The sequence below is a fragment of the Streptomyces sp. NPDC004609 genome, assembly GCF_042873655.1.
Taxonomy (GTDB): Bacteria; Actinomycetota; Actinomycetes; order Streptomycetales; family Streptomycetaceae; genus Streptomyces.
On sequence record NZ_JBIALS010000017.1, the window covers coordinates 38,082 to 58,258 of the forward strand.

The 20,177-nt window shown below is 72.1% G+C and carries 14 protein-coding genes; 4 read left to right on the forward strand and 10 right to left on the reverse strand.

The features are described from left to right. Positions 1-311: 311 nt before the first annotated feature. The 4 genes from ACFYT4_RS18430 to ACFYT4_RS18445 form a co-directional block, all read right to left on the reverse strand. Entirely contained in the window at positions 312-1,193 is an 882-nt protein-coding gene (locus ACFYT4_RS18430) for a phosphatase PAP2 family protein (RefSeq protein WP_389269649.1), read from the reverse strand. Between the two features lie 279 nt (positions 1,194-1,472). Further along, the gene (locus tag ACFYT4_RS18435; RefSeq protein ID WP_389269651.1) at positions 1,473-3,083 is read right to left on the reverse strand and encodes a glycoside hydrolase family 13 protein; all 1,611 of its coding nucleotides are present in this window, start codon (positions 3,081-3,083) and stop codon (positions 1,473-1,475) included. A gap of 304 nt (positions 3,084-3,387) precedes the next feature. Continuing rightward, positions 3,388-4,107, reverse strand: a complete 720-nt coding sequence (locus ACFYT4_RS18440; RefSeq protein WP_389269653.1) for a TetR/AcrR family transcriptional regulator — start codon at positions 4,105-4,107, stop codon at positions 3,388-3,390. Between the two features lie 342 nt (positions 4,108-4,449). Continuing rightward, on the reverse strand, positions 4,450-7,572 hold the full coding sequence (locus ACFYT4_RS18445; protein ID WP_389269655.1) for an alpha-N-acetylglucosaminidase: 3,123 nt from the start codon (positions 7,570-7,572) through the stop codon (positions 4,450-4,452). Between the two features lie 102 nt (positions 7,573-7,674). On the opposite strand from ACFYT4_RS18445, the gene ACFYT4_RS18450 reads away from it, so the two are divergent. Continuing rightward, positions 7,675-8,184 carry a hypothetical protein gene (locus ACFYT4_RS18450; protein WP_389269657.1) on the forward strand — a complete coding sequence of 170 codons (510 nt, stop codon included), beginning with the start codon at positions 7,675-7,677 and terminating at the stop codon, positions 8,182-8,184. Positions 8,185-8,438: 254 nt separating this feature from the next. On the opposite strand, the gene ACFYT4_RS18455 is transcribed toward ACFYT4_RS18450, so the two are convergent. The 3 genes from ACFYT4_RS18455 to ACFYT4_RS18465 form a co-directional block, all read right to left on the reverse strand. Then, positions 8,439-9,953, reverse strand: coding sequence for a DUF1996 domain-containing protein (locus tag ACFYT4_RS18455; RefSeq protein WP_389269659.1), 1,515 nt, complete (start codon positions 9,951-9,953; stop codon positions 8,439-8,441). A 260-nt stretch (positions 9,954-10,213) separates the two neighbouring features. Next, positions 10,214-10,861: a LuxR C-terminal-related transcriptional regulator gene (locus tag ACFYT4_RS18460; RefSeq protein WP_389269661.1), complete on the reverse strand. Its 648-nt coding sequence runs from the start codon at positions 10,859-10,861 to the stop codon at positions 10,214-10,216. Continuing rightward, on the reverse strand, positions 10,846-12,120 hold the full coding sequence (locus tag ACFYT4_RS18465) for a histidine kinase (RefSeq protein ID WP_389269663.1): 1,275 nt from the start codon (positions 12,118-12,120) through the stop codon (positions 10,846-10,848). Before ACFYT4_RS18465 ends, ACFYT4_RS18460 begins: the two co-directional genes overlap by 16 nt. 215 nt (positions 12,121-12,335) lie before the next feature. On the opposite strand from ACFYT4_RS18465, the gene ACFYT4_RS18470 reads away from it, so the two are divergent. The 3 genes from ACFYT4_RS18470 (at position 12,336) to ACFYT4_RS18480 (ending at position 17,193) form a co-directional block, all read left to right on the forward strand. Continuing rightward, positions 12,336-14,468 (forward strand): MMPL family transporter, encoded by a 2,133-nt coding sequence (locus tag ACFYT4_RS18470; RefSeq protein WP_389269665.1) that lies wholly within the window; start codon positions 12,336-12,338, stop codon positions 14,466-14,468. Between the two features lie 627 nt (positions 14,469-15,095). Then, positions 15,096-15,740 (forward strand): hypothetical protein, encoded by a 645-nt coding sequence (locus tag ACFYT4_RS18475; protein ID WP_389269667.1) that lies wholly within the window; start codon positions 15,096-15,098, stop codon positions 15,738-15,740. 43 nt (positions 15,741-15,783) lie between these two features. Further along, positions 15,784-17,193, forward strand: coding sequence for a PepSY-associated TM helix domain-containing protein (locus ACFYT4_RS18480; protein ID WP_389269669.1), 1,410 nt, complete (start codon positions 15,784-15,786; stop codon positions 17,191-17,193). 57 nt (positions 17,194-17,250) lie between these two features. On the opposite strand, the gene ACFYT4_RS18485 is transcribed toward ACFYT4_RS18480, so the two are convergent. From ACFYT4_RS18485 to glnII, 3 genes are all read right to left on the reverse strand, one after another. Further along, a complete protein-coding gene (locus ACFYT4_RS18485) occupies positions 17,251-17,844 on the reverse strand; it encodes a winged helix-turn-helix domain-containing protein (protein WP_389269671.1) in 594 nt (197 codons plus the stop codon). 302 nt (positions 17,845-18,146) lie between these two features. Then, positions 18,147-18,863, reverse strand: coding sequence for a DUF6891 domain-containing protein (locus ACFYT4_RS18490; RefSeq protein WP_389269673.1), 717 nt, complete (start codon positions 18,861-18,863; stop codon positions 18,147-18,149). A gap of 91 nt (positions 18,864-18,954) precedes the next feature. Beyond that, positions 18,955-19,974, reverse strand: a complete 1,020-nt coding sequence (gene glnII / locus ACFYT4_RS18495; protein WP_389269675.1) for a glutamine synthetase — start codon at positions 19,972-19,974, stop codon at positions 18,955-18,957. Positions 19,975-20,177 lie beyond the last annotated feature (203 nt).

Sequence of the window (20,177 nt, forward strand, 5' to 3'; positions counted from 1 at the left end):
GCCGCCGGGAAATGACCACCGATGTGGACCTCTTGTGCGCCCCTGGAGACGCGGTGACGTTTCTCCCCGGTCGCACCGGCCCACTCGGCGCCGCCGCGCGCACCGGGCATCGACTGATGGAACGTCAGTCACTTCATCCGCCGGGCACAGGAGCCGCGTACACGCGTAGGGGCGGCCCACCAGGGAACAGCCCCGACCGGGGGCAGGCCCTGCCCGTGTGCCACCGGCCACGGACCAGGTCCGGAAACCGTATGCCACCGGCCACCGGCCACGGACCACGCGCCCCCGATCCGTACGCCGGTGCGCGCGAACTACACCCGGACCGCCGTCCGCACCCGCTTCCGCTCGGCCGGAACCGGCTCCGGCAGCTTGGGCAGGCGGTGGGGCAGTGAGCCGTACCAGGCGTACGAGACGGCGAAGCCGACCGCGAGGCAGGCCATACCGCCCACCGCGTCCAGCCAGAAGTGGTTCGCCGTGGCGACGATGACGACCAGCGTGGCCACGGGGTAGAGCAGCCCCAGGATCTTCGCCCAGGGCGCGGACGCCAGAGCGAAGATGATCAGTCCGCACCACAGCGACCAGCCGATGTGCATCGAGGGCATGGCGGCGTACTGGTTGGACATGTTCTTCAGATCGCCCGAGGCCATCGAGCCCCAGGTCTCGTGCACCAGCACGGTGTCGATGAAGGTCTCGCCGTTCATCAGCCGAGGCGGTGCGAGCGGATACAGGTAGTAACCGACCAGGGCCACACCCGTGGTGGCGAACAGGACGAGACGGGCCGCCGCGTACCGGCCCGGATGCCAGCGGTAGAGCCAGACCAGCACCCCGATGGTCACGACGAAGTGCAGAGTCGCGTAGTAGTAGTTCATGGTCACGATCAGCCATGTGACCGAGTTCACTGCGTGGTTGACCGAGTGCTCGAACGCCAATCCCAGGGAGTGTTCGAGATCCCAGATCCAGTCCGCGTTCTTCAGGGCCTGTGCCTTCTGCTCGGGCACGGCGTTGCGGATCAGTGAGTACGTCCAGTAACTCACCGCGATCAGCAGGATTTCGAACCAGATACGCGGGCGGCGGGGCGATCGCAGACGCTGAAGGCGGGTCGGCCGGCTCTCCGGCGTATCAGCGATCTCGTCCACCATGGGTGAAGGGGCGGCCGTCCGGCCTTCCAGTGTCTCAGCGATCGTTTCACCCATGGGACGAGAGTCTGCCAGATGCGCGCCCACCGACCGATCATCCCTCGGTCTGGTTCGGCCTGCACCCCCTCGTCCCAGCGGACGAGAAAGGACTGGTCAGATACACCCACCCGGGCCGGATCCGACGACCGTTGAACAGCGTACGACCAGCTGGGCACAGTGACGGACCCACTGTACGCGGTGATGCGGAACCACTAGGGGGCGGTCTCGGACGCGCCCGGATCCCCGGGAACGTACGCGTATCCGCCCGGCACCTTCCGGGACCGTGCCCGGCGCACGTCAGACGGCCCACCAGACGCAGGTACCGCCGGGAACGCGCACCGTGCCACCCGCGAACTCCAGGGCGGCCGACGAGAGCAGCGGACGGCCGGGCACCGGGAGCCGGGCCTCGACCGACAGGGTGTTCAGGGTGCAGACCAGCCCCGGGCGGGCGAAGGCCAGCACGCCCTCGGGGGCCGGCAGCCACTCCATGTCACCGTCGCCCAGGCCCGGCAGCTCCCTGCGCAGCGCGATCGCCGAGCGGTACAGCTCCAGTGTGGACCCGGGATCGCCGGTCTGCGCCTCGGCCGACAGCTCCTTCCAGGAATCGGGCTGCGGGAGCCAGCTGCCGCCCGGACCGAATCCGTACGGCGGCGACGAACCCGACCACGGAAGCGGCACCCGGCAGCCGTCCCGCAGACCGTCCTGCCCGTCACCCCGGAAGAAGGCGGGGTCCTGGCGTACCGCGTCCGGGAGGTCCGCCACCTCCGGAAGTCCCAGCTCCTCACCCTGGTAGACATACGCCGAGCCGGGCAGCGCCAGCGTCAGCAGCGCCGCCGCGCGGGCCCGCCGCAGCCCCGCCGGCCCGCCGCCGTACCGGGTGGTGTGGCGTACGACGTCGTGGTTGGAGAGCACCCAGGTCGTGGGCGCGCCGACCGACCGGGTCGCGGCCAGCGACGCGTCGATGACCGTTCGCATCGCGGCCGCGTCCCAGTCGCAGGTCAGGAACTGGAAATTGAACGCCTGGTGCAGTTCGTCGGGCCGTACGTACAGCGCGAGCCGCTCGGGTGTCGGCGCCCACGCCTCGGCGACGCCGATGCGCTCCCCGTCGTAACTGTCGAGCAGCCGCCTCCAGGAGCGGTGGATCTCGTGCACACCGTCCTGGTCGAAGAAGGGCAGCACCTGCGCCCCGATCATCTTGGCCTGCTCGCGCATCCCGATGTCCGGCATTCCGGCGGCCTTGATCATGCCGTGGGCGACGTCGACGCGGAAGCCGTCGACACCGAGGTCCAGCCAGAACCGCAGGACCGATGTGAACTCCTCCCGTACGGCGGGGTGTTCCCAGTTGAGGTCGGGCTGCTCCGGCGCGAAGAGATGGAGGTACCAGTCGCCCGCTCCGGTGCGCGTCCAGGCCGGGCCGCCGAAGACCGACTCCCAGTCGTTGGGCGGCAGTTCGCCCTGCTCGCCCCGGCCGGGACGGAAGTGGTACAGGCCGCGCTCGGGGGCCCCCGGCCCGCCCGCGAGCGCGGCCCGGAACCAGGCGTGCCGGTCGGAGGTGTGGTTGGGCACGATGTCGACGATCACCCGCAGACCCAGCCGGTGCGCCTCGCCCACGAGATCGTCGGCGTCCGGGAGATCCCCGAACAGCGGGTCCACGGTGCGGTAGTCCGCCACGTCGTAACCCCCGTCGGCCTGCGGGGACGCGTAGAACGGGGTGAGCCACACGGCGTCGACGCCCAGGTCCGCGAGATAGGGCAATCGGTCGCGGACGCCCCGCAGATCGCCGATGCCGTCCCCGTCGCTGTCGGCGAAGGAGCGCACGTACACCTGGTAGATGACGGCGTCCCGCCACCAGCCCGCCGAGCGGGCGGCGGGCTGGTCACGGAGGGTGGGAGCGAGCTCCTGGGTCATGTACGTTCCCTTGTAGGTCGTCAAAGTCCGTCGTCGTGCGGCACACGGAGGCCATGCGGTTACGTATGGGGATGTTTCCCCCGTACGAGGATGGTCAACGCGTATCGCGCGCTTCCGGATACGAGACCCTTGCGGCCCCGGCCCGGGGTGCCTCCGCGCCGGGGCAGGCGCGCGCGTTGTGTTCCGCCCCGGCTCCCGCCGGTGGGCGCACCGGACCCGGGCCCGCCGAACGGCTTCCGGATCCGGAGCGGATCCGGCGCCCCTGCAAACCGCGCACCCCCGGCACGGGACGCGCGGTGCGGAGTCAGCGCGGGGCGGGCACCTTGGACATCACCGCGGGGGCGATCGCCATCAGCCGGCCCACGAGTTCCCCGAACGGGCCGTCCATCGGCTCGTCGGCCAGCATCCCGACCACCACGCCCGCCATCTCGTCGTCGTACGCGGCGCTCACCGCGCACAGCGCCGCGAAGTCGTGCACGAGCTGCAACTCCAGCTCGGAGCGCGGGATCTCGCGGCCGTCCAGCCACAGCAGCGCGGTCGACTCGGCGAGCGACACCCAGGAACGCACCACGAGCGCCAGCCGGACCGGCGGGTCCTGGATCCCCAGATGCGCCATGATCTGGTCGTACGCCGCCTGGCGGACCTCGTCGATCATCGCGTTGGTCGTGGTGGAGCCGACGGCCGGGCCGCCCCGCATCAGCGCGGAGAACCCGGGGCCGTGGTCGTCGACGAAGTCGAAGAAGCGGCGCATCACCCGCAGCAGCCGTGTCCCGAGAGGGCCTTCGTGCGGCTCGTGGAAGCGGGCCGCCAGTTCGTCGGCCGCGCGCCGCAGCGCGGCCTCGTACAGACTCTGCTTGCCCGGGAAGTAGTGGTACACCAGCGGCCTGGAGATGCCGGCCGCCGCCGCTATCTCGTCGATGGACACGTCGTCGGGGGAGCGGGCGCTGAACAGTTCCAGCGCCACACCGATCAGCTGCTGCCTGCGCTCCTCGACGCCCATCCTGCGGCGTACCCCGGTCGTCATGCTCCCCAGCCTACCGACTGCCGTGCGGGCATTTGTTCTAGAGGTCGGCCTCTCCGGGCCGTCCGGAGCGCGGGCGCCGTCCCGCGGGACCCCGTCACCGGCCCGCCCGGGCGGAGTTCACGGCTCCGGGCCCGGGAGCGCTCCGGGCGACGCGAGAGGCGGACCGGTAACGCGGACCGGATGCGCGCTCTTGTGTCCGCCCTCGTCGGACGGGTCGTTCCCGCGGTCCGGCCCGCCGTCCGGGCGCTCTTCGCCGACGGGTTGCGCGGAAACCCCGGTGGCGGGAGTACGCCACGTTGGGAACCCGCCACGGGCCGGTGCGGCCCCGTCCGGGCCGCCCGCTCACCCGCGCAGTACGGACCAACCGCTGAAGGCCGCCGTGCCCCGTGCCCCGCTTCCCCCGTTCATGGCCGTCATGAACAGGCCCACGTCCTGGGCCGCCGCTGTGCCCGGCACCGTCACCGTCCCCACCGGGCGCCATGTCGCGCCGTGGTCCAGGGACAGTTCGCCGGTGAAAACGGTGTCCCCGCTCCGGGTCAGCCGCAGCAGCAGCGGCGCCCGGACACCCGTGACACGGCGGTGGGTGTCGAGCGTTCCGTCGCCGTTGGAGTCGTAGGAGAGGGCGACACCCCGCCGGGGTGTGACGGCGAGATTGAGGAAGCCGGCCGCGCCGGGTGTCGCGAGGCTGTTGCGGGCGACGATGCCCGCGCGTGCCCAGGTGCCCGTGTTGTCCTGGGAGTCCACCCTCAGGACGACGCTTACCCCGGGCACCAGCGCGCCCTCGCGGTACGCCGCGCCGAACTGCGTGGTGCCGCGCCACATGTCGTAGCCCGCGCCGTTGATGGCGTAACGGTCCCCGAGCCGGCCGAAGACCGCCGCGTTGCCGGAGTGGGTGCGCCACTTCGGCCCGAGCGGTGAGGCGATGTGGAGCGCGCCCGGCTGGACGACGGTGACCGGGGTCTCGCCGGAGGGGCCGTACCGGACAGACAGCCGGTAGGGGATCGGGCGCAGGGGTTCGGTCAGCGGCTCCGAGGGGGCCGTCACCCGCCAGGAGACCGAGCCCGTGCCCCCCGCCGCCACCCCGTCGAGCGACATCGGACCCTGTGGCTCGGGCACGGCCCCGGTGGCGCTCAGCTCGAAGTCGACCCGGCCCGTCCCGCGCAGCCCGCTGAAGTTGCGGAACTCCGCCGTCATCACCCCCGTGCTGCCCGGCCGGAACGCGGGCGGGTCCACCGAGACCGAGGCGAAGCCCTGGTAGGGCGCGGCGGCGAGGGTGTCGCGCACCCGCCGCGCCGTGCGGTACGCGTCACCCGTCGGCCGGGCCGGATAGGCGCGGCGGTCCCTCGTCCACGCCTCCTCCGCCGGATACCAGTCGAACGCCTTCGGCTTCCGGCCCTCCGCCAGCGCCGAGGCCACCTCCCCCAGATACGCCTCCCACTGCGGCAGATGCACATCGGCGATCAGCCCGTGCCAGTCGCGGTCGGCGTAGGTGCCGATGTGGTCGGCCGCCGGCCGGTCCGCCCACGTGGTGATCAGCGCACGCGCGGTCCGCTCCAGCTCCAGCGCCTCCTCGGCGCCGGTCGCGAACCGCTTCGCGTCCTGGAGCCACGGCCCGAGGAGGAACGAGTGATGGCAGCCCGCCATGGTGTCGGCGAGCCGCATCAGCTTCAGCCAGAGCGCGGACACGGCCCGGAAGGTGTCGGCGTCCTTGCGCGCGTACGCGGCCCGCAGCGTGAGCTGGAGGGTGCGGGAGCGGTTCGCGAGCGCCTGGCGGGCCACATCGGTGAGATCGTGGCGGTAGGCGTCGCTGTCGCGCAGACCGGGCCGTACCTCCAGCAACGCGGCCAGCGCCCGGTCGAACTCCGCCGGGTCGAAGGCCGTGCCGATGGACGCGGTGAGCCCGGGCCGGCGGCCGAAGAGCGAGGGGTAGGGGCGGCCGTCGGTGCTGGTGAGCCGGTACGCGGTGGCGGCGAGCGAGGCGAACGCGGCCCGTGCCGAGGGGTCGTCGCCGCCGTAGCGGATCCCCGCGTACCCGGCGAACCAGGCGTCCCTGTCGATCGGCTCCCGCCGCCACGCCAGCTCGCTGAACAGCTCCAGCGCGACCGGATCGCGCTCGGCGGCCTCCGGCATGTACGCGGTGCCGGCGAGCGCGCTGCCCGGCTTGTCGCGCCAGGCGGTGAACCTGGCCGTCCACCGGTCGGTGTTCGCGCCGATCGTCGTACGTCCGCCGAAGTTGGGGATGGTGCCGAAGGCGTACGGAGCCCCGCCCCACTCCGTCTCCCGGTCGGTGACCGTGTCGAGGTCGGAGAGGCCGTCGACGATCAGGACCCGGGAGGTGTCGATCGCGTCGAGGAGCGCGGGCCGCGGATTGGACTGCCACCCGAGGATCACCCAGGTAGCGCCGGGACTGGCCGTCCGCAGCGCCGTCTCGACCGCGCGGGCCGCGTCGGGCACCGGCACGTCCCCGGCGGAGCCGCCCTCGTGGAGGAGGTCCATCTTGAAGAAGCGGGACTCGCCGAGGAGTTCTCGCTGATGGCGGTAGAAGGCCGCCGCGACCTCGGGGAACACGGTGGTGCGCGGGTCCAGCCAGTCCGGTCGGCGCAGTCCGTTCCAGGTGCCCTGCGGGACGACACGGGCGCCGGGATTGCGGTCGGTGAAGCCGTCCGGGACCGTACCGAAGTAGCCGGGCAGGACGGCGTGCATGCCCAGTTCGCGCAGCCGCCCGGTGATACGGCGGCCGAGGTCGGCGCGGCGGTCGATCAGCGCGGGGGAGAGCGGGCCGCCGTACCCGCTCATGTTCTGCAGCAGCCACCACGCCTGGTGCGACGGCGCGGGCAGCCAGGTCCGCGCCTCGGCGTCCGAGTAGCCGAAGTCCTTGAGCAGGCGGTGGTAGACGGCCTCGTGGCCGGGTGTCACCAGCACCTCGTTGCAGCCGTGCAGCGCGAGGACGTCGATCAGCCGCTCCCAGCGGGCCCAGTCGGCGTAGGGGGCGGTGTAGCCGTCGTGGGTGTCGTTGAAGGCGAACCGGTGCGGGACGGTCGCCGATCGCTCCAGCGGCCGGCTCGGGGCGGGCAGCCGCTCGGGCAGCCGCAGCTGGCTGCCCGACCAGGAGATGTGCGCCCGGCAGACGTACTTGAGGTACCAGTGCACCCCGGTGAGGAGCACGGCGGGGGAGGTGCCCTCGACCTCGATACGTCCGGTGGAGCCGGTCACCCGGAAGCGCTCGGGCCCCTCGGTCGCGCGCAGTGCGAACTGCCCGGCGTGGCGCGGCAGCAGCCTGCGCAGGGCGGCCCGGGCGGGGGCGGTGTCGAAGAGGGCCGCCGCGACGGCCGCGCCCGGTGCCGGAGCGGCTGTGGCGGTGGGCGCGGGCCCGGCGACGGCCGTTCCCACGCCGAGGGCCCCCGCGCCGATCGCTCCCGCGGTGCCCAGAACCGTACGTCTCGACAGCCCCGACTGTCCGAACATCGGTACTCCTCCGTGTTACCCACGTCACAGCTGGTGCGTGCGTGGCGCAGGTTACCGGGCGTTCAGGCCCGGGGGAGGGCACCGGCGGGGCACGATGGCCCGATGCGGACGAGCACGAGCACCGGCGCGAGGCGTACGGCCCGCGCGGCACTGGCAGTTGTGGCACTGGTCCTGGTCGCGGCGTGCGGTTCCGGCGGCGACGGCGATCGGCGTGGCGACGGTGACGGCGACCGGGACGACGCTCCCCGGACGGCCACCGGCACCCTGGAGGAGCTCGCCTCGCTGGCGGACTGCAAACCGAACATCCAGACGGACGCCGAGGAGCTGCGGCAGGCGAACTGCCGGACGGGCGACGGCAGGTATGTGCTGACGACCTTCGCCACCGATCGCGGCCAGCGCGAGTGGATCAACGAGGCCAATGACTACGGCGGCGTGTATCTGGTCGGCCGCAAGTGGGTCGCCTCGGGCGACGAGAAGGTGATCGCGGTGCTGCGGGGACGGCTGGGGGGCACGGTGGAGACCGGCTCGGAACACCACCCGGGGAGCGGTGGCAGCCCGGGCCCGGGCGACGGCGAGGCCACGGGCGAGGACCACTCGGGCCACGGCGGCTGACCGAGCGGACCCCGGTGGGCACCCGGCTGGGCGGCCACTCGGCCTGGCAGGCGAACGGCGCGGCAGGCAACCGGTCGGCCGCCTGGCCCGGGCGGCCACCCGGCCCGGCGCCGGGGCAGGTCGGAACATCGGTCCCGTTGGGGGCGGGCCGCGAACGGCCGGGCCGGCCCCCTCCTCGGGGACCGGCCCGGCCGGCTCGACGGGTCACTCGGCCGCCGTCCGCGGCATCCGCGCCACGGACGGCAGCGGTGCCGTCAGGTGCACCTCTGGTTGCGGTTGATGCAGTTCACCATCCGGTTCATCAGGCTCTCGTCGAAGACGTTGATGAAGTCACCGTGGTCCGTGATCGGCTTGTGCAACTGCTCGGGGAAGGAGTCGACGGCGAAGCCGGGGCCCGGCGGGACGTTGTAGACGATCCGCTGGACCAGCTGAGGAATCGCCTTGAACCCGTTTTGGCACTTGCCCTGTCCGTCGGCGAAGGCCACATGCGTACGGTGGTTGGCGCTGTCGATGTTCTGGCCGTCCCAGCAGCTCTGGAACGTGAACGTCCGGACGACCTTGCTGCCCCGCGGACAGATCGGGTACTTGTCCTTCAGCTGCCGGTTCTCGAAGCCGGTGCAGCTCCAGGAGGCATTGGCGTTGCCGGGGCCGTTGACGAACGCCTTGGCGTCGCCGGTGATGATGCGCAGCAGCCGCGGCATCGCCGTGACCCTGCCGTTCGGGCTGCCGACGAACCTCAGGCTGACCTCGGCCGGGGTCTGGATCTCGCCGACGTTCTGGTCCTTGCCACCGCCGTCCTCGTTGGCGTCGTTCTCGTTCTGCCCGTTCTGGAGGCGCAGCACCGGCCAGTAGTACGAGGAACGGTCGCCGCGGTTCCGGCATGTGGTGGCGCCGTTGGCCAGGTCGTCGTCGCTGGCGAACGCGTCGTTGGCCTGGTTGCCCACATAGTCGTGCATATGGTGTGCGCCGTTGGAGACGCCCGGCGCCACGATCACGTTGTCGGGGTTGAACAGGCCGTTCCGATTCACACCGCAGTTGGTGGTGAAGGTGCCCCTGGAGGCGTTCCGGCGGTTCTTGGGCGTCTTCACATTCGGCCGGACGGACCGGATGTCGACGAAGTCGGACGCCGCGGGGCCGTTGCTCGCCTGGCCGCCGTTGCCTCCGCTGTTGCCTCCGCCGGCCTGGCCCCCGTTGGCCGTGCCGCCCTGGCTGCCGCCGCCGGTCCCGCCGTTACCGCCCCCGTTGTTCCCGCCGCTGCCGCCACGGCTGTTGCCGGTGGTGCCGTTCCCGTCGCCGTCGTCGTCGCCGCGCAGGGTGCACGGAGCCATGCCCTGCATGCCCCGCCATCTGGTGCCGCCGCGGCTGATGGCCGCCGCGATCCGGTCGATGCTCGCCTGGCGGCTGGCCTTGAGGGGGTCGAGGATGTCGTCGTCGGCGACCGCCGGATCCTGCCGGATCCGGTCCCTCTGTTCGGCGAACCGCTGGTAGGCGTCGGTGATCTGGCTGTCCATCGTCGCCAGTTCGCGGTCGACCTCGGCGCGCGCCCGCGAAGGCACGTCGCGGGGAAGGCCGTTGGCCGCCTCGGGGCAGTCGATGGTCGACGCCTGTGCGGCGTTCTGCGTCTGCTGCCCGCTCCGGCCGGACTGGCCTTCGTCCGCGGACGCGTACACATTGACCGCTACCAGCCCACCCCCGCCCATCATCAAGGCGACCGAGGCGACCACGACCCGGTTCGCCAGCTTCGAGCGTTTTCTTGTCCTGCGTCCCATGGAACTCCTCTGCTTCGTCGCCGGGCGTGGGTGGTTGTGTTTTCTGGGGGGTCCCGGCAGAGGGAGAAGCGCGACCATTCATACGTGAGAGATTGATGAGGCGTTCAGGACATGGAGAACTTTGTGCAAAACTCCAGGAGTAAAACCGGCATACAAGGGAAAAGCAGGGCCTGTAAGGGGTGTTGTGTCCCTCTGGTGCCCCGGTCGCTCCGGTGCCTCATGAGAACCGGCTCATACGGAAGCCGAGGGCCGCGGGACCGTCAGCCGTGATCCAGATACGCCAGCACCGCCAGCACCCGGCGGTTGTCGTCGTCCGACACCGGCAGCCCCAGCTTCCCGAAGATGTTCGAGGTGTGCTTGGCCACCGCCCGCTCGGTGACGGTCAGCTGGGTCGCGATCGCCGCGTTGGAACGGCCCTGCGCCATCAGCTCCATCACCTCCAGCTCCCTCGGGGTCAGCCCGCCCATCGGCTCGTCCTGGGCACGGCGCGACAGAAGCTGCGAGATCACCTGGGGATCCATGGCCGTACCGCCCTTGGCCACCCGCCGTACCGCGTCGACGAACTGATCCGCGTCGAAGACCCGGTCCTTGAGGAGATAGCCGACCCCGCCGTTCCCGTCGGCCAGCAGCTCACGCGCGTACAACTGCTCCACATGCTGCGAGAGGACCAGCACCGGAAGACCCGGCCGTGCCCGCCGCGCCGCCAGCGCGCACTGGAGGCCCTCGTCCGTGTGCGACGGCGGAAGCCGGACGTCGACCACGGCGACGTCCGGCTCCAGTTCCGCGAGCGCCCGGCTCAGCTCGGGCCCGCTCTCCACGGCGGCCAGGATCTCGAAGTCGTACGCCTCCAGCAGCCGCACCAGGCCGTCACGCAGCAGAAACAGGTCTTCGGCTAGAACAACTCGCAAGGGATCTCCATGGTGACCATGGTGGGGCCGCCCTCCGGAGAGCCGACGGCAAGGACGCCGTCGAATGTACCGAGCCGCCGCTCGACCCCGCTCAGGCCGGACCCCGCGCCGATCACCGCGCCACCCCGGCCGTTGTCGGTCACCGCGATCCGCAGCGAGCCGTCGCCGTACATCATGTCCACCCAGATCCGGTCGGCCCCCGAGTGCTTGACCGCGTTGGTCAGCGCCTCACTGACCGCGAAGTACGCCGCCGACTCCACCGGGGCGTCCGGGCGGCCCGGCAGCTCCACATCCACGTCCGTGGGCAGCGGCAGCCGCAGGGCGAGCGCCCTGACCGCGTCGCCGAGCCCGCGCTCCGCCAGCACCGGGGGATGGATGCCCCGGACCAGATCGCGCAGTTCGGTCAGCGCCTCCGCCGACGACTCCCGGGCCTTGACCAGGAGCTCCTTCGCCTTCGACGGGTCCTTCTCGATCAGGGCCTCGACGGTGCCGAGGTTCATGCCCATCGCGACCAGCCTGGCCTGCGCGCCGTCGTGGAGATCCCGTTCGATGCGACGCAGTTCGGCCGCCGAGGTGTCCAGCGCGTCGTGCCGGGTCTCGGTGAGCCGGTCGATGCGCTGCTCCAGCGCCTCCTTGCCGTGCGGATCGAGCGCGCTGCCGACGATCCGGAAGTGGGACTTCACCAGCGTGGGACCGGCCATGATCCCGATGGCCAGCAACGTCGCGGCGACCAGTGCGCCGACAGCGGCCGTACCCCAGCCGCCGACCGGGACGAACAGGTACCAGAACGGGTCCTCCACGGCTACGAGCGGAATCCACAGGCCGCCGGCGACCAGCAGGCCGAACAGGCCCTGGAGCAACAGGGACGGCACGAGGAGCGCCACGATCGCGCCCGCCGTCATGTCCAGCAGGAGCCACTGGAGATCCCGCCAGGTCGCCGGATCCTTCAGCAGATGCACACACTGCTCGACCTGGCCGGTGACGCCCCGGCGCAGATCGCGCGGGAAAGGGCGGTAGGCCGCCGGTATCCGGATCGAGGCCCAGCGGGCGGCCAGCAGCCGGCGGTGCCCCGTGTGCACGCGCACGAGCTTCAGGACCGCCGGGGTGGCGAAGACACCCACCCCGACCGGGATCAGGGCGATGGACACGACGGCCAGGACGAAGAGCGTGATGGATCCGGCCAGTGCCAGCAGCGCCAGGGTCAGCCCCCGGAAGCCGGCCGTCAGCGCCACCGCCGCGCGTTCCCTCGTCGTGTCCATGATCCACCCCTCATCGCCCGGTTTCCCTCAGTCTGCGGTGCGGCCCGGCCCGGCACACTGGGCCCCGCCACCGGCTCGGGGGTGGTGCTGGCACCACCCTCCTGGCCTCGCCCTATGGCTCCCGGGAGGGGTGCTCGGCGGCTGGGGCGCCCGCGCTTCGGTTCCTAGCGTCGTAGGCGAACTGTCGGGCGCTCGGCTTTGGGGGCGGAACCACCATGAGGCGCAACCTCGCGGCACGTATCGGGGTATGGAGTGCGTACCACCGTAAAACGGCGATCATCGGCTGGCTGTTGTTCGTCGTCCTGGCCACCGGCGTCGGAGGCGCGGCCGGGACGGTGGAGATGACGGCCTCCGAGCAGGGCGCCGGTGACTCGGCGCGGGCCCAGAGGATCCTCGACGACGCCGGACTCGACCAGCCCGCCGGTGAACTCGTCCTGGTCACCAGTGCCACGGCCGGAGGGTGGAAGGACACCGCCCGCGAGCTGACCGAGGCGATCGAGCGGACCGGAGAGGTCCGCAATGTCGAACCGCCCCTCGCCTCCGGCAACGACCGGGAGGCGCTGATCCGTTTCGAGATCAGAGGTGACTCCGCCACCGCACCCGACCGGGTGGGGCCCGTCCTCGACGCGGTACGGGACGCGGGCACGGGCCGTGACGGCGTCGAAGTCCATCAGTTCGGGCAGGCCAGCGCCGAGAAGTGGCTCGGCGATCTGCTCTCCGACGACTTCCGGAGGGCCGAGTTCACCGCCGTACCGCTCGCGTTCGGCATTCTGATCGTCGCCTTCGGGGCCGTCGTCGCCGCGCTGCTGCCGGTCGGTCTCGCGCTGACCGCCTGCATGGCGGCCTTCGGTCTGCTCTCGCTCGCCAGCCATCAACTGCATCTGTTCCAGACGACGTACTCGGTGATGTTCCTGATGGGCCTCGCCGTAGGCGTCGACTACTGCCTCTTCTACCTGCGCCGTGAACGTGACGAGCGGGCCGCGGGGCACGACGCCGACACCGCGCTGAGGATCGCCGCGGCGACGAGCGGGCGGGCCGTTCTGGTCTCCGGGGTGACCGTGATGGTGGCGATGTCCGGCATGTTCCTCTCGGGGCTGATGCTCTTCGAGGGCTTCGCGCTCGCCACGATCCTCGTCGTGTTCATCGCGATGCTGGGCTCGGTGACCGTGCTGCCCGCGCTGCTGGCCTGGCTGGGCGACCGGGTCGACTCGGGCCGGCTGCCCTTCCTCAACCGCCGCGGCAACAGGCGCGCGCCCGGCGGCGGCGCGGTGGCGGGCACCCTCCTGCGGCCGGTACTGGCGCGGCCCGGGCTGTTCGCGGTGGCCGGCACCCTGCTGATGCTGGCCCTCGCCGCCCCGGCCGTGGGTATGAGAACCGAACAGCTCGGCTGGGAGAAGCAGTTCGGCTCGGGCGCCCCGCTGTCGGTCGCGTACAAGAAGATCACCGAGACGTTCCCCGGCGGTCCCGAGCCCGCGCGGGTCGTGGTCGAGGCCGACGACATCACGGCGGAGCCGGTACGGGCCGCACTGGCCGAGTTCGACCAGGTCACCGTCCACCGGGCGGCGAACGTCGCCGAGATCGAGATCCCGCTCGCGGGGAACGGCACCGACGAACGCTCCCAGGACGCCCTCGCCGAACTGCGCGAGACCACCGTCCCCGCCGCCTTCGACGGCACCGGCGCCCGGGCCCATGTCACCGGGGAACTCGCGGAGTCCGTCGACTTCAACGACCAGCTGAAGCGCGGGATCGTGCCCGTCCTCGCCTTCATCACCGTGGTCACCTTCGTGCTGATGCTGTACTGCTTCCGCTCGTACCTCGTCGCCGTGGTGTCGATCCTGCTCAATCTGCTCTCGGTGGCCGCCGCGTACGGGGTGATGGCCGCCGTCTTCCAGCACGGCTGGGGCGCGTCCCTCCTCGGTACGGAGGCGGTCGGCGCGGTGCAGAGCTATCTGCCGCTGTTCGTCCTGGTGGTGCTGTTCGGGCTCTCCATGGACTACCACGTGTTCGTCGTCTCCCGGATCCGCGAGGCCCGGGAGCGGGGAGCCGGCATCCGTGAGGCGATCAGCGAGGGCATCCGCCGCACGGCGGGACCGGTGACCGGCGCGGCGGCGATCATGGTCGCGGTGTTCGCGGTCTTCGGCACGCTGTCCATGCAGGACATGAAGCAGATGGGCGTCGGACTGGCGGTCGCGGTCCTGCTCGACGCCACCGTGGTGCGCATGGTGCTGCTCCCCTCTGTCCTGGCACTCCTGGGCGACCGCATCTGGCCCGCCCCGAAGTCCGGGCGCGGGCGGCCGGTCGCGGCCCGCCCGGAGCCCGGGGACGGACACGTCGTCCTGAGGCGGTGATCCCCACGGCGGTCCGGCCGGGCGTACCGCCGGGCCGGGTGCGGGGCGGCCGGACCGCCCTTGCCCGGCCCCCGTACCTGTACCCGTACCCGGTCCCGCCGGACCGCCCCGGACCGCCCCGGCCCGTACCCGGTCCCGGCCTTCACCGGCTCCCGCACCCGACCTCGGCCCCCGGCCCCGTACCCGGCCCCCGGCCCCGTACCCGGCCCCCGGCCCCGTACCCGGCCCCCGGCCCCGGCCCCGTACCCGGCCCCCGGCCCCGGCCCCGTACCCGGCCCCGTACCTGGGCCCGGCCCCCGTACTCCATGCTGTCGGCCTGCCCCCGGCGAGCGCCGCGAGGCCGCCGGCCCCGTCCGGTCCCCGCCGAGGGCCCTCCGCCACAGGGGCATTCCGCCCCGGTTGAAGACGGTCACGTCCCAGCCCCCGGCGGGCGCCCACGCGGCGACCGCGGCCCGGCGCACTCCGTTCCGCCCGGATTCAGACGTCTCATGGGCGTGACTCCGCCCGCCGGTGCCGACCGGGAAAAGTATTTCTGCCACCAGAAGAACACAAACGACTCCCCGGCGGGCCGCGGGAATCCCCGTCCCCCTCCCGCACCCCGCCCGGCGGTGGCAGCATGTGCGGACGATGACGGATGCCCGGTCGCCCCTGCGCGCCCTGCGGGCCGCGCTCTTCGCGGCGATCTGCGTCGCGTGGGCCGCGGCAGGGCATTCGTTCACATCCGGGCACGATCTCCCGCTCGCGACACTCCTGCCCGCCTTCGCGGTGACCGCGGCCGGCGCATGGCTCGCCGGCGCCCGCCGACGGGGCACGCTCTCCATCGGCACGGCACTGCTGACCGCCCAGGGCGCGCTGCATCTGCTCTTCTCCCGGGCCCGGTTCCGGGCCCAGGACCCGGCAGGCGCAACCGTGCCGAACGCCCATCACGACACAGCGGCGGACCCGCTGTTCGAGGGCACCGCGCTCCTCGGGTCCTCCCCTGCGGGCATGCTCGCCGCCCACCTCCTCGCCGCCGCCGTCTGCGCCCTGTGGCTGGCCCGCGGGGAGGCCGCGTTCTTCCGGGTCGCCCGCGCGGCCGCCGCCCTCGCCTTCACCCCGCTGCGGCCACCGCTCACCGCCGTACCGCTGCCGCGGGGCCCGAGGCCGCTCGTGCCGCCGCGGCCCGGCACCACGGCCCGTCTCCTCAGCGCCGTACTCGGCCACACCCTGGTGCGCCGCGGGCCGCCCGCGCTCCCCGCCACCCGCGCCACGGCCCCCGGAGCAGCTGTCTGACCTGGGGCCCTTCCCCATGTCGACACCAACTCCCGGGATCACCATGGCCATTGACGCCCCTGCCCACGGCAGAACCGAAACCGAGCAGGAGACCGCTACCGGCTCCGTATGGAGCGCCCTGCGGCCCCTCGTGCTCCGTATCCACTTCTACGCGGGGCTGCTGATCGCCCCGCTGCTGCTGGTCGCCGCCACCAGCGGACTGCTCTACGCCCTCTCCTTCCAGGCCGAGAAGATCGTCTACCGGCACGAGCTGACGGTCCCGGCCGGTGAGCGGACCCTTCCGCTCTCCGAGCAGATCGAGGCCGCCCGCAAGGCCCGCCCCGACGGCACGGTCACCGCCGTCTGGCCCGGCTCCGAGGAGGGCGCCACCACCCGGGTGCTGATGAACGCCCCCGGAGTCGACGAGGACAAGTCCCTCGCCGTCTTCGTCGATCCGTACACCGCGGAGATACGGGGAGAGCTGCCGTCCTACGGCAGCTCGGGCGCCCTGCCGCTGCGCAGCTGGCTCGACTCCCTGCACCGGGATCTTCATCTGGGCGACCTCGGCCGCCACTACAGCGAACTGGCCGCCGGCTGGCTGTGGGTCGTCGCGCTCGGGGGTCTGCTGCTCTGGCTCGGCCGCAGGCGCACCGCGCGCCGCGCCCTGTTCGTCCCCGAGCGCGGAGCCAAGGGCCGCCGCAGAACGCTCTCCTGGCACGGCGCCGTCGGTCTGTGGGCCGTCACCGGGCTGGTTCTGCTCTCGGCGACCGGACTGACCTGGTCGCGGTACGCGGGTGAGAACATCGGCGCCGTCCAGGACCAGCTCGGCGGGGCCACACCCACCGTCTCGGCGGCACTCGCGTCCGGCCCCGCCGAAGCCGCCGGCGACCACGAGGGCCACGGTGGCTCGGCCGGGGGCGCCCACCACGGCACGGACATCGGCGTGGACCGGGCCCTGGAAGCCGCCCGCGGCCAAGGGATCGGCGGCAGGCTCTCCATCACTCTCCCCGGCGAGGGCACCGGCTATGTCATCAGGGAGACGGACACCACGTTCCCCGTCCATCTGGACTCGGTCGCCGTCGACCCCGCGGACGGCCGGATCGTCGACGAACTGCGCTTCGCCGACTATCCCGTACTGGCGCAGCTGACCCGCTTCGGCATCGACGCCCATACGGGAGTCTTCCTGGGCCTCGCCAACCAGCTCGCCCTCGCCGCCCTCGCGCTCGCGCTCATCGTGCTGATCCTGTGGGGCTACCGGATGTGGTGGCTGCGCAGGCCGGCGAAGGCACGCGGGCTCCGCGGCGGCCGTCCCGTCCCGCGCGGAACCTGGCGCAGGGTGCCGCTCCCCGTCCTGCTGCCGCTCGCGGCCGTCACCGCGCTGATCGGCTGGTTCGTGCCGCTGCTCGGCCTCAGTCTGCTGGCGTTCCTGGTGGTGGACCTGGCGCTGGGGGCGGTGGGGAGAGCCCGCGCCTGACCCGGGACCGCGGCCCGGACCCGTACCTCCCACGGGTCCGGGCCGCGCCACCGGCGCTCAGGGGGCGTACTTGTAACCGACCCGGCGCACCGTCTGGATCGCCCGGCGGTGCTCGGCGCCCAGCTTGCGGCGCAGCCGGGCGACATGGACGTCGACGGTGCGCCCGTCTCCCACATGCCCGTAGCCCCAGACCGTGGTCACCAACTGGTCGCGGGAGTGCACCCGGTGGGGATGCGCCACCAGATGTGCCAGCAGCTCGAACTCCAGATACGTCAGATCCAGCGCCCGCCCGTCGACCACGGCCAGCCGCTCCGGCGCGTCGATCCGCACCGGCCCGGACCCGCCCCGCGAAACGGCGGCCGGCGCGGGCCCCGCCGGCGGGCGCTGATCGGCCGGTACGAGGACGAGATAGCCGATCATCGGCGGCCGGCCCGGCAGACCGGGCACATCGTGCTGCGGCGCGGGCAGCCAGGTGGCGCCGGGCGGAAGCAGTTCCGCCACCTCGACGAAACCGCCCAGCGGGACGACCTCGTCGGGATCGACGGCCCGCAGCCGGTGTCGTACGGGACGGCCCGGGGCGAGGCGCCCCGGCTGGACGGCGGAGGCGGCGGTCGCGGCCTGGACCGCGGAGAAGGGACGGGAGTTCACCATGAGAGGTCAGCTCTCTTTCGCGCGGAGAAGTCGACGAGTCGATGGGACGGACGTACGTCGTGCGCGCTGGCCGAAGGCCGGATGAGCGGCTTTAGAGGGCCCGCGCGTTCACCGCGGGGCAACACACCCGGTCGAAGTCGTGGTGCTGCCGGGAAGGCCAGAACGGCTCAAGGTCGCAGTGACCTGTCGCGGGGTTCCGGAAGCCTGCCATGGGCTCATTGAATCAGATGAACGGCACACGAAGGAGAGCGTCTCTCACGGACCGAGACACCGATCTCGTCCCGCCGGCCGCGCCCGGGCCGTCACTCCTCCTCGCCGGCGTCGTCCTCGTCATCCTCCTGGTCGTCCCTGTCGAGGGCGCTCATGTCCGGGTCGATCCGCTTGCGCCAGTCCAGCTTCACCTCGACGGCCCGGTCGGGGAGGCCGTTCCACTCCACCCGGAGCCCTTCCCCGGCCACCGCCGCCGCGACCTCCCGGCCGATCGCCGCCGTCGTGTCCTCGGAGCCGTCGAAACCGCCGTAGTACAGCGACAGCGAACCGGTCTCGACCGCGCCCTCCACCCCCTGCGAGTGGAAGAAGACAAAGCCGCGCGCGCCGGGGGAACCTTCGCTTCCGATCTCGGACGTCCCGCAGGACAGACAGCAGGTGAAGTCCTCCCGGGCGGTGATCCCGGCGTCCTCCAGCACGTCGAAGGCGCGCGTGATCCGCTCGGGGTCCGTCTCGCCCTCCCACCCGGCCTGCTCGGCCAGCCGCTCCCGCCACAGCTCCCCGATCAGTGTGCCGAGCTCCTCCTCGCCCGGCCCGGGCTCGCCCTCGCCGTCCAGGAAGTCGTCCGCGGAGTCGACCAGATCCTCGATGTCCGCGTACCCGGCGGCGATCTGGGTGCGGAGCATGGACGTCAGCTCCTTCATCGTGTCCCACGCGGGCTCCTCCTCCGCCGGGTCCTCCTGGGCGAGTCGGCCCTCCGCCACCCCGTCGTACCGCTCCGGGTCTTCGTCCGTCACCGTGATCTCCAGCATGCGGTCACCATGCCACAGGACACTGACAACGAGGGGGTGCCCGCCGTATCACGGCGGGCACCCCCTCACCACACTCGGGAGCCGGATGGTCTCAGACCTGGCCGGCCTTCTCCAGCGCCGTGCAGCAGGTGTCCACCATCAGCCGGGTCACCACATACGGGTCCACGTTGGCGTTCGGACGGCGGTCCTCGATGTAGCCCTTGCCGTCCCGCTCCACCTGCCACGGGATACGGACGGAGGCACCCCGGTCGGAGACGCCGTAGCTGTACTCGTTCCACGGAGCGGTCTCGTGCAGTCCGGTGAGCCGGTCGTCGATGCCCGCGCCGTAGTTCTTCACGTGGTCGAGCGGCTTCGAGCCCTCGCCCAGCGACTCACACGCGGTGATGATGGCCTCGTAGCCCTCGCGCATCGCCTTCGTCGAGAAGTTGGTGTGCGCGCCCGCGCCGTTCCAGTCGCCCTTCACCGGCTTCGGGTCGAGCGTCGCCGCGACCTTGAAGTCCTCGGCGGTGCGGTAGAGCAGCCAGCGGGCGATCCACAGCTGGTCGGCGACCTCCAGCGGCGAGAGCGGACCGACCTGGAACTCCCACTGGCCCGGCATGACCTCGGCGTTGATGCCGGAGATCCCGAGGCCCGCCCGGAGACAGTTCTCCAGGTGCGCCTCCACGACGTCACGGCCGTGGATCTCGTCGACGCCGACACCGCAGTAGTAGCCGCCCTGCGGGGCGGGGAAGCCGCCGACCGGGAAGCCGAGCGGGCGGTCGCCGTCGAAGAACGTGTACTCCTGCTCGATGCCGAAGACCGGCTCCTGCGCGGCGAACCGCTCGGCCACCTCGGCCAGCTGCGCGCGGGTGTTGGAGGAGTGGGGGGTCATGTCCGTGTTGAGGACCTCGCAGAGGACCAGGACGTGGTCGCCGCCCCGGATGGGGTCCGGGCAGGAGCGGACCGGCTTGAGCACCCGGTCGGAGGCGTGACCCTTGGCCTGGTTGGTGCTGGACCCGTCGAAGCCCCAGACGGGGAGCTCGGTGGCGTCGGGGAGGATCCTGGTCTTCGAGCGGAGCTTCGCGGTCGGCTCGGTGCCGTCGATCCAGATGTACTCAGCCTTGATGGTCACGGGGGCCTCATCCTGTGCGGGTCCAGCGGTATGCCACGCAGCTTGGCAATGCGCGATTTCCCGTCCATTGCCCCGATGTGAACCCCGTGTTACGGCGTCCGTGATGTGACGAAACCGCCGTCCCGTACGCATTCCGCTTCCGTACAGGCATCGGCGCGGGCTTCCGTACGCACAGCGGTGAGGGCTCCCGCACGCACGTCGGC